Source organism: Cytobacillus oceanisediminis, from assembly GCF_003182355.1.
GTDB lineage: Bacteria > Bacillota > Bacilli > Bacillales > Cytobacillaceae > Cytobacillus > Cytobacillus oceanisediminis_A.
The window spans coordinates 876,544-893,641 of record NZ_QGTW01000001.1 but is presented as its reverse complement, the minus strand read 5'-3'; the positions used below and the strand labels follow the sequence as shown (position 1 = coordinate 893,641).

At 38.4% G+C, this 17,098-nt stretch carries 22 protein-coding genes; 17 read left to right on the top strand and 5 right to left on the bottom strand.

The window, feature by feature from the left end; genetic code table 11:
* The first annotated feature begins 360 nt into the window (after window positions 1-360).
* Both DFO73_RS04315 and DFO73_RS04310 read left to right on the top strand, forming a co-directional pair.
* On the top strand, window positions 361-864 hold the full coding sequence (locus tag DFO73_RS04315; protein WP_110063502.1) for a GNAT family N-acetyltransferase: 504 nt from the start codon (window positions 361-363) through the stop codon (window positions 862-864).
* Between the two features lie 285 nt (window positions 865-1,149).
* Window positions 1,150-1,545 carry a hypothetical protein gene (locus DFO73_RS04310; RefSeq protein WP_110063501.1) on the top strand — a complete coding sequence of 132 codons (396 nt, stop codon included), beginning with the start codon at window positions 1,150-1,152 and terminating at the stop codon, window positions 1,543-1,545.
* Window positions 1,546-1,570: 25 nt separating this feature from the next.
* Here DFO73_RS04310 and DFO73_RS04305 read toward each other — a convergent pair whose 3' ends face one another.
* Window positions 1,571-2,065, bottom strand: coding sequence for a J domain-containing protein (locus DFO73_RS04305; RefSeq protein WP_258309216.1), 495 nt, complete (start codon window positions 2,063-2,065; stop codon window positions 1,571-1,573).
* 232 nt (window positions 2,066-2,297) lie between these two features.
* On the opposite strand from DFO73_RS04305, the gene DFO73_RS04300 reads away from it, so the two are divergent.
* The 9 genes from DFO73_RS04300 (at window position 2,298) to DFO73_RS04265 (ending at window position 8,682) form a co-directional block, all read left to right on the top strand.
* Complete coding sequence (locus tag DFO73_RS04300) at window positions 2,298-2,597, top strand: hypothetical protein (protein WP_110063500.1); 300 nt, start codon at window positions 2,298-2,300, stop codon at window positions 2,595-2,597.
* A 166-nt stretch (window positions 2,598-2,763) separates the two neighbouring features.
* Window positions 2,764-3,108, top strand: a complete 345-nt coding sequence (locus DFO73_RS04295; protein WP_110063499.1) for an ArsR/SmtB family transcription factor — start codon at window positions 2,764-2,766, stop codon at window positions 3,106-3,108.
* A 15-nt stretch (window positions 3,109-3,123) separates the two neighbouring features.
* A complete protein-coding gene (locus DFO73_RS04290) occupies window positions 3,124-4,419 on the top strand; it encodes an arsenic transporter (RefSeq protein WP_110063498.1) in 1,296 nt (431 codons plus the stop codon).
* A 103-nt stretch (window positions 4,420-4,522) separates the two neighbouring features.
* Complete coding sequence (gene arsC, locus DFO73_RS04285; protein WP_110063497.1) at window positions 4,523-4,942, top strand: arsenate reductase (thioredoxin); 420 nt, start codon at window positions 4,523-4,525, stop codon at window positions 4,940-4,942.
* A gap of 93 nt (window positions 4,943-5,035) precedes the next feature.
* A complete protein-coding gene (arsD, locus tag DFO73_RS04280) occupies window positions 5,036-5,395 on the top strand; it encodes an arsenite efflux transporter metallochaperone ArsD (protein ID WP_110063496.1) in 360 nt (119 codons plus the stop codon).
* Window positions 5,396-5,414: 19 nt separating this feature from the next.
* Window positions 5,415-7,190, top strand: coding sequence for an arsenical pump-driving ATPase (gene arsA, locus DFO73_RS04275; protein ID WP_110063495.1), 1,776 nt, complete (start codon window positions 5,415-5,417; stop codon window positions 7,188-7,190).
* Between the two features lie 17 nt (window positions 7,191-7,207).
* A complete protein-coding gene (locus DFO73_RS04270) occupies window positions 7,208-7,630 on the top strand; it encodes a protein-tyrosine phosphatase family protein (RefSeq protein WP_110063494.1) in 423 nt (140 codons plus the stop codon).
* Window positions 7,631-7,787: 157 nt separating this feature from the next.
* Entirely contained in the window at window positions 7,788-7,958 is a 171-nt protein-coding gene (locus tag DFO73_RS29160) for a hypothetical protein (protein ID WP_181395920.1), read from the top strand.
* A gap of 193 nt (window positions 7,959-8,151) precedes the next feature.
* On the top strand, window positions 8,152-8,682 hold the full coding sequence (locus tag DFO73_RS04265; protein ID WP_181395911.1) for a hypothetical protein: 531 nt from the start codon (window positions 8,152-8,154) through the stop codon (window positions 8,680-8,682).
* A gap of 139 nt (window positions 8,683-8,821) precedes the next feature.
* Here DFO73_RS04265 and DFO73_RS04260 read toward each other — a convergent pair whose 3' ends face one another.
* Window positions 8,822-9,064, bottom strand: a complete 243-nt coding sequence (locus DFO73_RS04260) for a DUF2164 domain-containing protein (protein WP_110063492.1) — start codon at window positions 9,062-9,064, stop codon at window positions 8,822-8,824.
* A gap of 413 nt (window positions 9,065-9,477) precedes the next feature.
* Between DFO73_RS04260 and DFO73_RS04250 the strand changes: the two genes are divergently transcribed.
* The 3 genes from DFO73_RS04250 (at window position 9,478) to DFO73_RS04240 (ending at window position 11,537) form a co-directional block, all read left to right on the top strand.
* Window positions 9,478-10,440: a LacI family DNA-binding transcriptional regulator gene (locus DFO73_RS04250; RefSeq protein WP_110063490.1), complete on the top strand. Its 963-nt coding sequence runs from the start codon at window positions 9,478-9,480 to the stop codon at window positions 10,438-10,440.
* A 117-nt stretch (window positions 10,441-10,557) separates the two neighbouring features.
* Window positions 10,558-11,031 (top strand): hypothetical protein, encoded by a 474-nt coding sequence (locus DFO73_RS04245; RefSeq protein ID WP_110063489.1) that lies wholly within the window; start codon window positions 10,558-10,560, stop codon window positions 11,029-11,031.
* Window positions 11,028-11,537 (top strand): hypothetical protein, encoded by a 510-nt coding sequence (locus DFO73_RS04240; RefSeq protein WP_110063488.1) that lies wholly within the window; start codon window positions 11,028-11,030, stop codon window positions 11,535-11,537. The genes DFO73_RS04245 and DFO73_RS04240 overlap by 4 nt, the downstream gene beginning before the upstream one ends.
* Window positions 11,538-12,424: 887 nt before the next feature.
* Here the strand turns inward: DFO73_RS04240 and DFO73_RS04230 are convergent.
* Window positions 12,425-12,871, bottom strand: a complete 447-nt coding sequence (locus DFO73_RS04230) for a hypothetical protein (protein ID WP_142669506.1) — start codon at window positions 12,869-12,871, stop codon at window positions 12,425-12,427.
* Between the two features lie 224 nt (window positions 12,872-13,095).
* Between DFO73_RS04230 and DFO73_RS04225 the strand changes: the two genes are divergently transcribed.
* The 3 genes from DFO73_RS04225 (at window position 13,096) to DFO73_RS04215 (ending at window position 14,682) form a co-directional block, all read left to right on the top strand.
* Window positions 13,096-13,647 (top strand): GNAT family N-acetyltransferase, encoded by a 552-nt coding sequence (locus DFO73_RS04225; RefSeq protein WP_110063485.1) that lies wholly within the window; start codon window positions 13,096-13,098, stop codon window positions 13,645-13,647.
* Window positions 13,648-13,717: 70 nt separating this feature from the next.
* Entirely contained in the window at window positions 13,718-14,338 is a 621-nt protein-coding gene (locus DFO73_RS04220) for a hypothetical protein (protein WP_258309235.1), read from the top strand.
* The gene (locus DFO73_RS04215; RefSeq protein ID WP_258309213.1) at window positions 14,338-14,682 is read left to right on the top strand and encodes a n-acetylglutamate synthase; all 345 of its coding nucleotides are present in this window, start codon (window positions 14,338-14,340) and stop codon (window positions 14,680-14,682) included. Before DFO73_RS04220 ends, DFO73_RS04215 begins: the two co-directional genes overlap by 1 nt.
* A gap of 17 nt (window positions 14,683-14,699) precedes the next feature.
* Here the strand turns inward: DFO73_RS04215 and DFO73_RS04210 are convergent, their stop codons facing one another.
* Together DFO73_RS04210 and DFO73_RS04205 are read right to left on the bottom strand one after the other, a co-directional pair.
* Window positions 14,700-15,935, bottom strand: coding sequence for a Bcr/CflA family efflux MFS transporter (locus tag DFO73_RS04210; RefSeq protein WP_110063484.1), 1,236 nt, complete (start codon window positions 15,933-15,935; stop codon window positions 14,700-14,702).
* Between the two features lie 366 nt (window positions 15,936-16,301).
* Window positions 16,302-17,027: a MurR/RpiR family transcriptional regulator gene (locus DFO73_RS04205; RefSeq protein ID WP_110063483.1), complete on the bottom strand. Its 726-nt coding sequence runs from the start codon at window positions 17,025-17,027 to the stop codon at window positions 16,302-16,304.
* Window positions 17,028-17,098: the final 71 nt, after the last annotated feature.

Here is a 17,098-nt window from a genome sequence, read left to right as displayed (position 1 = left end):
AATCCTCCGCTCATATTCATTAAATCTATTGAAACACAAAAAACCCCGGAAAGGGGCACTTTTTTATCAGTGTCCGCTATCCGGGGTATAGTTCAGGTAAAAAGGCCGGTTTTCTCGAATGAGAGGCATAAATTACCTGTTAATTGCTCTAGCCGCTGTACTGGAGGCTGGTATATCGTCACTATCGCTAATATATCATATACTTCAGTCATACCCCGTCAAATTGGCCATATATCATCAACTAACCGAAGACAGTTATGGTGGGGGATATATAAATGGAGCCTATTATCCTTATAAAAAGGAAAAATACTTAGTTACATTGAATAAGAGAAGATTGAAAGAGAAAAAGGTGGTGACACTATGGCAAGTAATATATTAATTGATAGAATGCAGTCGGAAGATTGGGAGGATGTTCGGGAAATCTATCTTGAGGGAATAGCTACTGGACATGCAACCTTTCAAAAAGAAGCTCCTGCCTGGGAAGGGTGGGATGCCGGCCATATACAAGATTGCCGGCTGGTTGCCCGTTCAGAAGGGAAAGTTGTAGGCTGGGCTGCATTAAGTTTTGTTTCAAGCAGATGTGTATATGCAGGGGTTGCAGAGGTAAGTGTTTATGTTAAACAAGACAGCAAAGGAAAAGGCATTGGCCGTTTACTTTTGGTTTCCTTAATTGGTGTAAGCGAACAAAGCGGATATTGGACATTGCAGGCCGGAGTTTTTCCTGAAAATGCTGCCAGCCTTCAATTACATAAGAAATGTGGTTTTCGTGAGGTTGGACGCCGGGAGCGCATTGGTAAAATGGAAGGTGTCTGGCGTGATACAATCTTGTTGGAAAGAAGAAGCAATATAGTTGGAATGGATTAAATGTATGATAAAGAGCGAGAACCTTAAACCGTATTCACAAATGATTGATTAGAGGTAATGCTATGATTATTAAAAGAATTGCCTGCCCAATTAAAGAAGTCCATAGTGGTTCTTCGGGAGTAGGGTAACGAATAAGCCTAATTGCAAGTAAAGGAACGAATCCATCTCGTTTCTAAACAAACAACTATTTTAAAAGGATATAAAATTTTCTGTGAATTCATAGGACTTTTTGCTCTTTTCCCCGTATATATAACTCAGTGTTTGTTTTAAGGAGAGGGTAATTACGTGGAAATAGACGAAAGAAGCGAGCTGATTAAGAACTTTCAGCTAAAGAAAAGAATCTTATGGGGAATAGGGATATTTGCAGTTTTCCTTGTTATGCTTTATTTTGACAAACAAAAGGTATATATGGAGGAAAAGCCTCCCATTCCAACAATCGGTGATTCTTCCTTTACGAAGCCTTTCAAATCTACGCAGAATGATGACTTCAAATTAGTAGATAGCATTTCCATTCAGAAGTCGCTAAAGTTAGGTGATGGGAACCTAATCGATGAGCAGAATATTTATGTGTTTAACAATAGGGAATTAATATTTCAAACACGAGATTATGAAAACTTGTTGAAGTTTTTATTTGAAGCTGAGCAATTATTGCCTGTGAAAAAAGAAATGATACACAACTAATTTTAGTAACAGGGTACACTGATTTTTATAACTGCATCTTACTGTAATGTTCATTAAACACTTTAAAGAGCCTTTCATCTCCGCCGCGGTCGGGATGGAGGGCTTTTAGCAGTTTTTTGAATTCCTTTTTAATTAACTGCTCATCCGTTTCCGCGTGTAAGCCCAAAAGTTCAGCTGGGTGCAATTCTGTGTCGGAAATGGCATTTTGTTTATGGACCATTTTCTTTAAGGAACGAACTTTAGACTCCTCAATATTTATGCGGGTCTGCAAGATTTCGATTTGGCCTTTAAGGCTTTTGACTTCCTGAAGGATGCATTCCAATTGCCGCTGATGCTCTTCGGCTTGTTTTTGGAAAATGAAATCAGTAAGATCCTTTATTTTGATTTTATAGGTAGTTTTCCTACGCTGGCTGCGTTCCGCCTTAATTTTTCCTTCCTCAATCCAGCGTACGACTTCCTTGTCACTGGCGGAAATGCCCGCACACATTAGTTGTTCTACAGCTTCCGTCACATTCAGCATCTATTTTCACTCTCTTTATGTATAATCTCGTTACCAAGTTAATGCAGTCAGAATTATCATACCACTGATTTATTCCAGAAAAAGAACAGCTATATGACAGAGTATTAAAGTCTATTTACTGCGTAACAACTTTGTTTCAAGTTCTTACAGTTATTGGATTTGAGAATAATTCTTTTAGAAGCGGGTATTTAAAAGATTAAGAGAAAAACATTTTAATGGGAGGAGTTTTACCATGAAAAAATCAACCATGGGTCTTGTGTTAGGATCGCTTGTTTCTGCTGGCGGTGCTGCATTTGCAGCTTCGGCTTATAAAAAAAGACAAAAAGAAAATTGTGATGTCCTTGAAGATACAGACATGAGGAATAGTGAAAAAATTGACCAAGTTGAAAGTGCAGATGCAGATAAAGTCCCTGAAGAAAAAGGGCTTACCCAATATGATGCCGCATTAAGATCAGAATGGGTCGCTAACGGCTATTCGCAAACTCATTTGGATTTAGAGGAATTAGAGGAAGTAAAAAGACAAAAAATGTAGAGGATAAAATGGTGCTGCCACTTTGGCGGCTTTTTTATTTGAAGTACTATATATTTTTAGATGAAAGCCATAATAATGTTAAGATTTTGTTAAGAGGTATAAAAGTAATTGCTTATATAAGCAGATTATTATATATTGATGTAAGTAAAGCGGAGGTGATGGCCGGATGAAAGTATCCACAGTGGAAATGGATAAAGCAGCAGCCATTTTGAAATTATTAGGCGATAAAACTCGTTTGACCATGGTGAAAATTTTAGATGCAAATGATTGCTGTGTTTGTGAATTTGTAGAGATTTTCAAAATGAGCCAGCCTGCAATTAGCCAGCATTTACGGAAGTTAAAAGATGCCGGGGTTGTGAGGGAAGCCAGAAGAGGTCAATGGATTATTTACTCGTTAAATAAAGGAAGCGACTATTATCCATTAGTTCAGAACCTGTTGAATCACCTTCCGAATCAGGATTTTAAATTAAAAGAGCTGGAAGAACAGGGACTGCGAATTTCCTGTGAGTAAAAAGGGGGTACCACATTGACTCAAATTATACTAGCATCGGTGATTTTCTTAGTCACCCTCATATTAGTAATCTGGCAGCCTAAAGGCTTGTCAATCGGATGGTCTGCCTGTGGAGGAGCCATTCTTGCATTGATCGTCGGAGTTGTTGACTTCAATGATGTTATCGATGTAACTTCAATTGTTTGGAATGCCACTCTTGCCTTTATTGCTATCATCATAATTTCCCTTATTTTAGATGAGATTGGCTTTTTTGAGTGGGCAGCACTGCACATGGCAAGAGCAGCGAAGGGAAACGGCGTGAGAATGTTTGTTTACGTTTCGATTTTAGGGGCGCTGGTAGCTGCGTTTTTTGCCAACGATGGAGCGGCGCTTATACTGACACCTATCGTTCTTGCGATGGTAAGAAACCTTAATTTCAACGAGAAAATGGTTTTTCCTTTTATCATTGCAAGCGGATTTATAGCGGATACAACATCACTTCCATTGGTTGTAAGCAACCTGGTTAATATTGTATCTGCTGACTTCTTTGGAATTGGGTTTGCAGAATTTGCATCAAGAATGATCATTCCTAACTTCTTTTCATTAGGCGCAAGTATCCTTGTCTTATACTTATTTTTTAGGAAAAGCATTCCAAAGAATTATGACCTATCGCATTTGAAAAAGCCGGATGAAGCAATTCGCGACCATAAGATGTTTAAGATGTCCTGGATGGTGCTGGGCCTTTTGCTAATCGGCTACTTTGCAAGTGAATATATTGGTGTACCAGTTTCATTCATCGCTGGAATCATCGCCATCTTCTTCTTGATGATGGCCAGAAGGAGTACGGCAGTTAATACAGGAACAGTTGTGAAAGGTGCACCGTGGGCCATCGTTTTTTTCTCAATTGGTATGTATGTTGTTGTGTATGGCTTAAGAAATGTTGGCTTGACTAATGTATTGGCTGATCTGATTCAGCTTACTGCAGACCAGGGGCTATTTGCCGCGACAATCGGGATGGGATTCATTGCCGCTATTCTTTCATCTGTAATGAATAATATGCCGACTGTTATGATTGACGCCCTTGCTATTGCCGATACCAATACGAGCGGAGTTATCCGTGAAGCACTGATTTACGCAAATATAATTGGATCGGATCTTGGTCCAAAAATTACACCGATCGGTTCCCTTGCAACACTGCTATGGCTGCATGTCTTATCGCTGAAGGGTGTAAAAATCTCATGGGGAACATATTTTAAGACTGGAATTATATTAACCATTCCAACATTGTTCATCACATTAGTTGGTTTATATATTTGGTTATTGATTATTTAACTGTGATAAAGCTAATTGTTGATTAAATCAATACCCTTATTTAACAGAGCCCATTTTTTGAAATTATTAGTAAAAAACTATGTATAAAAAGGAGAATCTCAACATGTCAAAAAAAACAATTTACTTCCTATGTACTGGTAACTCTTGCCGCAGCCAAATGGCTGAAGGGTGGGCAAAAAAGCATCTAAGTGATGAGTGGAATGTATACAGTGCAGGTATTGAAGCACATGGTTTAAACCCGAATGCTGTAAAAGCAATGAAAGAATCCGGCATTGATATTTCAAACCAGACTTCTGATATCATTGATCCTGAAATTTTAAATAATGCTGATCTAGTTGTTACGCTTTGCGGTGATGCAGCGGATAAGTGCCCAATGACCCCTCCTCATGTGAAGCGTGAGCATTGGGGATTTGACGACCCGGCCAAAGCAAAAGGAACAGAGGAAGAAAAATGGGCATTCTTCCAGCGCGTCCGTGATGAAATTGGCGACCGCATCAAAACGTTTGCTGATACTGGAAAGTAAAATAGGATAGCCAGGAGAATTTACTCTCTTGGCTTTTCTTTTAACAAAAGTGAAAAGTATATGCTTATTTGATTTTTAAAGGAGCTGACTGACATGAACAAAGTTGAAGTTTTTGATCCAGCATTATGCTGTCCGACTGGGGTATGCGGACCGAGTGTTGACCCGGAATTAACAAGAATGGCAGCCGCAGTCTTTGCGCTGGAAAAAAAGGGTTTCGATATTAAACGTTATAACTTGGGAAGCGAACCTTCAGCATTTGCAGATAATAAAGAAGTGAACAAAGTTCTGCATGAAAAGGGCCCTGATGCTCTGCCGGTCACATTATTGAATGGTACGGTGGTTAAGGAAGGAAAATACCCTGCAAATGCTGAACTTGCCGAGTGGTTTGGCATCATAGTGGAGGAACTTGCTGAGAAAAAACCAAAAGTCATCAAGAAGCTTGATTTAATATAGAAGGGAGTGGAACGTTATTATGTTTCAGCCATTTAGTACCGAAATGGTCGCGAACACAAAATTTCTGTTCTTTACCGGTAAAGGCGGTGTAGGAAAAACATCAACTGCTTGTGCATCCGCTGTTAAATTGGCAGATGAGGGAAAGAAAGTTTTGCTTGTCAGTACAGATCCTGCATCCAATCTGCAGGATGTCCTGGAAGTGGAGTTAACGAATGCACCGATGGCTATTCCAAGTGTTCAAAATCTTGCTGCCTGTAATTTGGATCCTGAAGAAGCGGCCCGCGCTTATCGCGATAAAATAATCGGACCTTATCGCGGAAAGCTGCCAGATACCGTTGTGGCAACGATGGAAGAGCAGCTTTCAGGGGCTTGTACGGTGGAGATTGCCGCTTTTGATGAGTTCACTAATTTGCTATCAGACTCTTCTATTGTGGAATCATATGATCATATTATTTTTGATACAGCACCTACTGGCCATACCCTGCGCCTGCTTCAGCTTCCTACTGCATGGAGCGGATTCCTGGAAGAAAGCACACATGGTGCTTCCTGCTTAGGTCCTTTATCCGGATTGGCTGAAAAGAGGCAAATCTATGCCAGGACTATGGAGGCTCTTGCTGACCCAGCTCAAACCACCCTTGTACTGGTGGCACGGCCAGATGATTCTTCCCTCCTTGAGGCAGAACGTGCATCCAAAGAATTAAGAGAAATTGGCATCAAAAATCAAGCACTCATTATTAATGGATTAATGCAAACACATATCCCTGATGACCAAATTTCATCATCCTTATATAACCGACAGCGAAATGCTTTAAAACAAATACCGCATGATTTAAAGCAGATCGGGACTTACTCGCTGCCATTTGTTTCGTATTCGCTGACTGGATTAAAAAATCTCCGTTATTTATTTAAGCAATATACATTGCCGGAAGCAGAAACGATCGGTGATAAGCAAGCATTCAGATTGCCGGGATTGAGTGAAGTTATTAATGACTTTTCATCCAATCATACAAGAGTTATTTTTACGATGGGAAAAGGCGGAGTTGGCAAAACCACTATGGCATCTGCTATCGCCGTTGGCATGGTTGAAAAAGGCCATAAAGTCCATTTAACCACAACAGACCCAGCGGCACACCTTGATTTTGTATTTAAAAATAGCGCTCTAAATCAGAACTTAACCATTAGTCGCATAGATCCCAAAAAAGAAGTAGAGGCATACAAAACGGAGGTTTTATCAAAAGTAAGCAGCGAGCTTGATGAAGAGGCAATTGCTTATATTGAGGAAGATTTAAATTCGCCATGTACAGAAGAAATTGCGGTATTCCGTGCATTTGCAGAAGTCGTTGCTAAATCAAATGATGAAATTGTCGTAATTGATACAGCTCCGTCAGGGCATACACTGCTTCTATTAGATGCGGCCCAGTCTTACCATAAAGAATTGGCTCGCTCCACAGGCGAAATACCAGACAGTGTGAAGAGCCTTCTGCCGAGATTGAGAAATCCTAAAGAAACAGGTGTAGTGATTGTTTCATTGGCAGAGGCAACACCAGTACTGGAAGCAAGCAGGCTGCAGGATGATTTAAATCGTGCCGGAATTTCTCCAAAATGGTGGTTGATCAATCAAAGTCTGTATGCTACTGAAACAAAGGATCCTGTTTTAAGGGGAAGAGCCCAGGCTGAAATCCAATGGATTAAAAAAGTGACAGAGGAACTAAGCAGGAAAGCGGCTATTGTCCCCTTAATGAGTGAAGAAAACACGGGATATGAAGTAATGAAAAAGTTTATTACTTATTCTTAATTAAAGGTGGAGCGGCCATGGCTAATAAAAATTATCATGAATTAATTAAAAACCGTATTTTCATTGGGGGTGCCGATGATGCGAAAGATGTAATCGAGAGTGAAAAAGCCGATGTTATCTTTGACTTGCGGGCCGAATCATCAGAAACTCCATATGAGCGAATTCATAGCCCGATTGTCGATGACGCTGGTAAACAAGATGAATCCATTCAAAAATCCATCGGTCACGTCGTAAAAGCCTATAACGAAGGCAAAAAGGTCTATTTCCATTGTGGAGGCGGAAGCAATCGAACAGGAACGGTAGCAATCGGAACATTATTATCACTAGGTAAAGCAAAGTCCATCGAAGAAGCGGAAAAAATGGCAAAGTCAGTTCGGCCCCAAATTAATGTGAAACCGGAGATGAAAGAGTCTTTGCAGCGCCTATATCCAAATGCTTAATGTTAAAATAGTAAAGGGTTCATATATATAAATTAGAGGTGAGGAGAAAGTGAATATAACAGATCAAGCTCGTGACTTCTTGAAGAAAATGCTTCAAGAACAAGGTGCCAAAAACATCCGTTTTTATTTTGCAGGCTTTGGCTGAGGACAGCCAAAAGTGGGACTGGCTCTGGATGAGCCAGAAGAAAATGATAAAGTAGTCACGATTAACGACATTAAGGTGGCCATTGATTCTGACATTGAAAGTGTTACAGAGAATTTAGTTCTTGATTTTAACAAGGAAGCAAATGGCCTTGTACTTTTAGGAAATGAAAGTGATTGCTGTTAAAGGTATAACCAATTCATAAAAAGAAGGCCTTTGCTTCCAAAGGTCTTCTTTTTTTATTAAGCTGTGTTAATGCTAATTAATTAAGCGATGGAGAAAAATTCCTCGATCTTAACAAACATAAATTCAATTTTAAATAAACGTCTTGTAATGATATTAGGGTACCTCATTTCTAATTATGATGCTGCTTGACGGAATGTTAACTGCCACATTAAGTCATATTATAGAGGTTAAATTCACCGATAATATTAATTTTTTGGGGATTATTGCCGGGGCTGCAACATTAGCAGGCATTATCCAGGCAATAAGGTGGGGAGTAGCACCTTTTATAGTAATGAAAATTGGAAATATGCTTGATAAAACGGAACAAAAAAATTTCATCTTATCTATCTTCCTGGCTAGTGCATTCCTGCTTTATTTCATTATTCCGATGAATGTTCCGATACTCATTTGGCTTCCTATTATATTTATACATCTTTTAGTTGCTTCTGTTTTAACAACAATAATGGATGATATAGTCACTGGTTATTCATCAAGAGTTCCAAACAAGGTCTTGATTATGACTACTTTTACTATAATAGTAGACTTAGCCGCGGCACTTGGGCCGATGATTGGATATACTCTTGAACAAAAAATAGGATTGGCGAATTTATTCTGGCTAGCGGGAGCTATTTGCTTATTTTTAACTGTGTTATGGATTACTTTGGGTAATGAGAAATCCAAATAAACTTACTTAAAACAGACTTTGTAGTTTAATGGGATCATGCAGCAGTGCCCCCCATCCAATAAAAGTTAGATTATAATCAATTTGAAAACCGCTGATAAGCTTCAGCGGTTTTTGGTCCTTCCTTTTTTATAGTATCTTGTTATTTAATCGGGCGTTCCAGCGTTAAGATTTCATCTTCCATTGAAGCATATTGCTGCTCAACTACATGCTTTACATCAGCAATAGCCGCGTTGTAGAAATGTGGTGCAAGTGACTCTTTAGCAAAATCCAAGACTCTTTCCGCACTAAATTCCGATATTTCTTCGCCTCTCTCTTGAGAAAAAAAGGTTTGAATGTCCGAAATCATCTTTTGCTGCTGTTCTTTTGTAAGTTTTATAAACAAAAAAATCCATCCTCTCAAACAGTGATACATGTAACTATACATCTGAAATCCAAAAAATTATAGGCTGGATTTCAAAGAATTTATATGTACAAACAGGAGTCGACCCCTCCTGTTTGTGTGCGTGTTCGATTAATTTGCCACTTATGATTATAAGTAATGTTTTTCTCCATAAACATCAAATAAAAAGCTGTAATAATCTTCTTCCTTCCTTGCAGATTCCTTCTTTATGTTGTCCTTTTTTTGGTACAGAGAAACGGAAATTGATGATAATATTAGAATTGAACTACACAAAATAATTAAACACAGAATCCCTAATAGGATAACCATATTGGATACCTCCTTTTGTGATAGTGAAAGCATAAATGATGAAACGCGTTTCAGAGCAAGGGAAAGTAATGAAAAAAGGTGAGTAAGTGGCAAATATCAAAGATATAGCAAAGTTGGCAGGAGTATCTGTTACAACCGTATCCCGTGTACTGAACAATCATCCTTATGTCAGTAAAGAAAAAAAGGAAGCTGTCAGGCGGGCGATTGAGGAATGTAATTATCAGCGGAACATTAATGCAGTCCATTTAAGTAAAGGTGAAACTCTCCTAATAGGTGTTGTGGTCCCTTTTACAAATCATCCATACTTTGGCCTGTTAGTCGAAGGGATAGCGAATGAAGCAGTTAATAACAACTATAAATTAGTCTTATTCCAAACGAATTACGAGGTAAACAGGGAAATTGAAGCATTAGAAATGCTCCAGCTTAAGCAGATAGATGCATTAATTATTTGTTCCAGGGTTTGTGAATGGGATATGATCAATGAGTATGTGCAGTATGGTCCAATTGTTCTTTGCGAAGATGCGAGGGAGCAAAACGTTTCTTCAACCTTTATCGACCATTATCAGACCTTCTTTAAAGCACTGGAGTTTCTGCATAAAAAGGGCCATCAGAAAATCGGTTATTGCATTGGCAGAAAATCGGGCGCAAATAGCCAGCAAAGAGGAAGGGCTTATAAAGACTTTTTGTATAAAATAAATGAACCGTATGAGCAAGATTATATTTTTTATGACTGTTTAAATTTTGAAGATGGAGTTCAAGTGGTTCAGCGCTTAACTCAAATGTCCGTCCCGCCAACAGCATTATTAGTTACTAGTGACATTGTGGCTGCCGGGATTTTAACTTTTTGTAAAGAAAAGGGCATTAGCATACCCAATGACCTAGCGATAATGGGATTCGATAATCAGCCGATTGCTAAAATTATGCACATCACAACACTAGAAATCCCTTTAGTTGAAATAGGAAGAAAATTATTTCTTCAAGCCAAAGATAATAAAGAAAATTCCCATGAAGAAATCGTTGTTAAATTGATCGAACGGGAAACCGTTTAGCTCAGGGTTAATTAAATAATTCAAATCAAAACGACTGGCAGCTGTCGTTTTTTTTTGTATAGAATAAACTCTATTTTCCCAGTAAATACTAACAAAAAAATATGGGGATGATGTGTTTTGGGGTTTGTCCTTTTAGTCTTTTTGGCCTGGCTTATAACGGTATTATATACAGTAATAAATAAGAAGCTAACGTTTATTGAAAATACCTTTGTATATTTGTTTACTCTTGTTCTTAATATTAATGTTACGTGGATTGTATATGAGGAATTGAAATTGGCTGAAATATCGGATCGGGCATTGGATTATACCGCTTTTTTGATTCATCGCAGCATTACGCTTCCATTAGTGATTGTGATAGCCATAAATCTTTATAGAACAGCGAATACCTTCGGATCGAAAGTGGTCAAAACGGCGTTATCCGTATTATTCCTTGTCTTCAGTATTGCAATTGCTCGTTATTTTGACATTTTGGAGTATAAAACCTGGACCATCCTGTATGAGATCATTTACTTATCGATATTGCATCTACTGGCCTGCTACTCCTTAAAATATTTTGAAAATACCAAAACAAAAGGGGTGAGAGGAGCATGAAATTTTGGGAGAGTTTCGACCAGAATGAAGTTATTCTTTTAATCATGACTGGTATCGCCTATTTGGTCTATTTTCTTTTGAGCAGGAAACCCAACAATCTTGCACCTCAAATTAGAATTTTAAGTTTGCTTTGGGGACTTACTATAGGGGTCTTATATGATTTCACGATTGGCGGAGGACAGACAGATTTTTATAGGGTAAATGATTTAAATAATTATGAAGTGACAGATGTTATTTATTATTTGTTGTTTGCTCCTTTTGGGTACTTCTTTTTTTATTTTTACGAAAGGTTTAGGATCAGCAAAAAGACTTTCATTCTTTATGTTTTGGTCTGGGCTTTATTGGGAGTCGCATTTCAATGGCTTTTGACAAAGGCGGGAATTTTAACTATGCAAAATGGTTACCGCCTGGCCCATTCATTCCCAATCTTCTTATTCACCCAGACGATAACAGGAATTTATATTCAGCTGCTTAAGGCGAAAGAACAAGTCTGGGCAGTGGAATAAGGGTTTTAATACGTGCTGCCATTCATGGCAGCTATTTTGTTTGAAGCAAAAAAAAGCCGGAAAAGAGTACTTCTCTTGATGAACCCTAAAAAAGGTCGTTAATGAATATATAAAACAAAAAAGAAACTAAAAAAGTCATCCAAAGGGATGACGGGGTTAAACAAATGAACTTTTCAAATGTAATCAAATTTATTTGGGCTTTTTATCATTTGATTTTACTGTTTGAAGTTTGCCTGTTGTCTGGCGTTCAGCATCTTTTTTAAATGCTTCCATTGCCTTGTAACAGAGAAAATTCATCATTACACCTCCCAGTGGCATTGGTTAGTTATTTTGTTCATTCCCGCTGTTGTTTTTGTAAAACATATATTTGAAAATTATTCAAATTTAACCCGATCGCTGTAGCTTAAGAATAAATTGTAAAAATAGGAGTAACGACTATCAGAAGGAAACCAATCATTTGAAGTTCATAAATTTTTTCCTATACAGTTTTTTCTTACATGCCATTTTTCAGTTATCTTTCTTTTATGCAGATGATAATTTTCGGAAGCCTTTGAGTGACTATAGTCATTCGGACATTGTCAGGACGATAATCCTGTTAATTATTGTGTTTTCGTATTTTCGATTAGCCCTTAATTTATTTGAACGGTTTAAAGGTATTTCAACTAAACTGAAAGTTGTGATTACGATCTTTTCCTTTGTGGTTTCCATATTTGTAATAGGCTTTTTCCTTGCTGTTTATTTTGAGGGAACATTTAATGCTTCTTAAAGAAACGGATATTTTAATTTAATAAAAACGCTCAGAGCAAATAGTCTCCGAGCGTAGTCCGGTAACCTCGTTGCCTGCCAGCTTAATTACCAAATATCCCCGCCCTCTTTTTTCAATGCCTTCATTTTCTCGACCCATTCGACTTGGCAGGATCAGGCAGGTAGGGTTCCTCAAAATCCGGTTCATAAGCATTTGCTTTTTCAATGACATCTTTATAGTGCGGACTGGCAAGCAGCACAACCAGGCCTTTCTTGATTGAATCGGTTTCTGTTGTTTCTTTTGCCAATTCTTCAAGCCTGGGCGCCATCTTGTTTTTAAGCTCAGGATCTGTTTCAGGTGAATTAAATCCAACTTCTTCGATGTACTCTTCGTAAGAAAGTCTGTCCATGAGCGTTCCAGGCGGCATGTTCAGCAAACTTTCCTGGGACACTTCCAAACTAGTATTCTCTGATTCTGATAAAATGGATTCCTGATTTTCTTCCGGTTTTTCCTTTTCCTTGGCAGGTGTTTTAGCTGTTACCTCCTCTTTTTCACTGCTGCATGCTGAGAGAACAATAGCAGCATGCAACAGCATCCTTAATACATATCATTTCACAAAAATCCTTCTCTATATTGAACACTTATGTATATCATTGGCAATTGCTTAATTATAGAGTTTACCATAGAAATGGGTTAGTTTGAAGTATTTACCACTTATTAGTATGGATTGGATTTTTATTCCTTCTGATTGATTGATATTTGGTATAGTGGTAAATAAGCAAACTCATATAAATAAGGAGAGGAAGGGTATTTTTGCGAAACGGATTTCCTAAACTTGAAACAAAAAGGCTAATTTTAAGAGAGGTAACAAAAGAAGATGCTCATGATATGCTGGCCTATCTGTCAGATATAGAAGTTGTCAAACATATGGGGATCGACCCCTGCCAAACGATTAAAGAGGTCAATGAAGAGATCGAATGGTATCAATCCATATATGAACAAGGTACGGGAATTAGATGGGGAATTGCACTTAAAGAATCCGGAAAGATAATAGGAAGCTGCGGTTTTCTTAATAGGGCAGCCAAACATTATCGCAGTGAAATTGGATATGAATTGAGCAAAGAATATTGGGGGAAAGGAATTGCCAGTGAAGCAGTGGCAGCCGTTGTTAAGTATGGTTTTGAAAACCTTCAGTTAGAGAGAATAGAGGCATTGATTGAACCTCCCAATCTATCTTCGCAAAAGCTGGTTGAAAGACAGGGTTTTATAAGAGAGGGGTTGCTGCGGCATTATGAATATACACGCGGCAAATTCGATGATTTATATATGTACTCAATCATTAAAGGAGATATTAAGAAAGTATAGTTATATTTACTAAAAGATAAGACAGGCAGCGTTAACTTTGAATTTTAAAATAAAGGAGCAATCTTTCTTGGTGGCAAAATATACAAATACTCGGAGCAGCTTAATTAAATTTATGCTTATTGTTGGGTTAATTGTTGCTGTTTTCTCCGTTATTTCTGACAATCTTCCCTATTTAGGTGATGGTGTTACAATCCTTGAATTTATTATTTCGTATTTGGACATCATGATCAACTCGTTGCCAATGTGGTTTATCCTTGCGCTGCTAGTTGGGTATTTATTTGCAAAGGATATGAAAGAAGCTGCATTCCTAGGTTCCATTTATACAATTGCTTCTATTACATTTTATTTTTTTTATAAGGTTGACACGATTCCACTCCCGTTTAAAGAGCAAGCGATCATTTATGCGATTTGGTTTGGTACGTCTGCTATTGGCGGAATTCTTGGCGGGAGTTTAGGTTTCTTATCGAAAAAATCCAAGTATGCATTATTGATATTATTGGGAGGTTTAGTGTTTCAGCTCCTAGTTAACGGGAAAGACAGCTGGGGTGATATTGTGGGAATCTCGCAAAATCTCACCTACTGTCTGGTTATACTTGTTATAAGTTTGTATTTAGTTATCTTTGCATTTAAACGCAATAGAGATCAAAACGTAGAATATTTAAAAGGGGATGGATCATATGATGTATTATAATGGCCGTACATTTGTTTCAGTTGAAAATACAGCCAATGGGGAAGTTTCTTCCAAGGTATTTTTTCAATTACAAACAAGAAGGGGGTATTATTTCTGCGACCTATAGCGGGGGAGAGATTATACAAGGAACGCTTATCGGCTTGGTAAAAGAGGATAGTAGCTTAGAGTTTAGATACAATCACGTGAATAGAAAAAATGAAATTAGAGGTGGTACATGCATATCTACACCTAAAATCTTGCCAGATGGGCGTACCATGTTATATGAAAAATGGCAGTGGCTTGATGATGAAGAAACTGAGGGAACTTCCATACATATTAGAGGAAGTTATGAAGTAAGACTCTGAAAAAATACGGGGGGGAATTACCCCTCCGCATGCAAATTCAAGTTTGTGCTGCTTCTTTTATTTTTTTCTTTTGTCAATGTGAAAAAGGCGATGAAGCCAATAAAAGAAGTGACAAATAATATGGTTCCCATTGGGACAGCGGTTGTTTCATCAATGCTGACAAGAGGGGAGACAGCTGAACCGAGCACTAAAGGCAGCATGCCGATCACAGCGCTAGCGCTTCCAGCACGCTGTCCCTGATTTTTCATAGCCAGTGTAAATGAGCTTGTAATGATCATCCCCATGGAAGTCATGTAAATGAAGATGGGGATGACAAGCATGAACAGCGGTCCCTTGATAATCGTCATAACCAAAAGTACAGAGGTGGCGCTAACAGCGATACAGACTGCTGTTCGCAGCAGGCTCCTTTCCGGGATAATTCCCGCAAATCGGCCGATAAGGAAGCTCCCTGTAATAATGGCCAAGCCATTAATGCCAAAAAGTATGCTAAAAACCTGTGGCGAAACCCCATAAATCCCCTGATAAACGAAAGGCGTTCCGGAGACATAAGCAAAGCTTCCCCCATGAATAAACCCTACAATTAAAGCATAGCCAATGAATGAACGGTCCTTGAACAAGCCCCCCATACTCCTAACTGAATTCCCGATCGAGCTGGGAACCCGTTTTTCTGGCGGAAGCGTTTCTTTTAAACGCAAGTAGATTACCATCGTAATAAAAATCCCAAGCAGGCATAGAAAATAAAATATGGTTTCCCAGCTGGCGAAAGGCAGAAGCAGAAGTGCTCCGCCTGTCATTGGCGCAATCATGGGAGCTGTGGCATTGATAACCATCAGCAGTGCGAAAAATTTTGTCAGTTCTTTTCCGCTGAACACATCGCGAACAACTGCACGAGAGAGGACAATCCCGGCTGAAGCGGTTAAGCCCTGCAGAAAGCGGGCAGCAATAAAGGTTGTGATATTTGGAGCAATCGCACATAAAAGGGAGGATAGTGCAAAAAGAGAAATGCCAATTAAAAGAGGCTTTCTTCGTCCATGGGCATCACTAAGTGGCCCAACGATAACCTGTCCAACGGCAAGCCCGATCAAACACGCCGTTAAACTCAGCTGAACAAGTGAGGCACGCGCACTCAAATCCTCCGCAATATCCGGAAAGCTCGGTAAATACATATCAATATTGAATGGCCCCAGAATTCCGAGCATGCTAAGGAGAAAAGCCAGGGCAATCCGTTCTTTTCCTGTTGGATTATGAAACATTACAAACACCTTTCTTTCTGTAAAACTGCTAATCTTTTACATAAATATGGCTAGTATACGCCAGGGGAGGGAGGATGTCCAGCAGAGAATCCTAAGAATTGTTCTTGTATGCAACCCATGTATTGAAATACTTCAATCACCGAAAAGACACCGGTGTATGACCAGTGTCTTTTCTTTAGGCTCCATTCTAATAAATTGTTTTTTAATAGATTTTGTGATTAAAAAACATTGATAAATAAGGTTGGTTGATTGGAGCATAAGGTGCAAGACTCCAGCGGGAGGAGCGGAAATCAACCTCTCCTCACTACTTGTTAAAAAAGCAACAAAGTTTGCGAAAACAGCCTTTCTTTTTGATGAATTTCCTTCCTATTCATTAAGCTTATGGATTTCCCGTGCTATTGATTCTAAAATGTAAACAACAGGTACTTGTGTAGTTACATTGGATTCTTCAAAAAATTCCTCGGTTACATAATAGGCGATGTTTACATCAGATATTTTGGCAATGGTTGAGAGTTTACTATTAGTAATACTAACGATTTTACTGCCTTCTTGTTTAAGCTGGTTTAGATGAGTGACTGTAAAATTAGTTTCTCCGGAGACAGATAAAGCAATGGTAACGCTATTATTCCTGAGTTTAGAGTGGATCGGAAAGTGAGGATCTTTAATATACAGTGAGAATTTACCTAAGCTAGAAAAATATCTTGCTCCGTATTCAGCAAGTATACCAGAGCTGCCGATCCCAATAAAAATAACGTTATCTGCTTTAATAACGAGATTTGCAGCCTCCCTAATTTTTTCCTCTAAATTACCTTTAAGAGTTCGCTCAAAAAACTCGACTATTGATTGGTGGGAACTTTTAATGATCGTCTTTTTATTCTCTTGTAAATACAATTTAAGCTTTACTTTAAACTCGGAAAAACCTTCACAGTTCAGCTTCCTGCAAAAACGTAAAATGGTAGCTGTTGATACATGGGTTTCATCTGCAAGTTCACGAATTCGCATATAAGGGACTTTTTCACTGTTTTGAGAAATATAGTTGTATAAAGAAGTTTCTAATTCATTAAAAGATGCGATTATGTCGTTTGTAAACATTGATCTAGTTTCCCCTTCAGTAAAAAATGAATATCCGCATTTTAACACAACGGTTCAGTGAGAAACAAGGC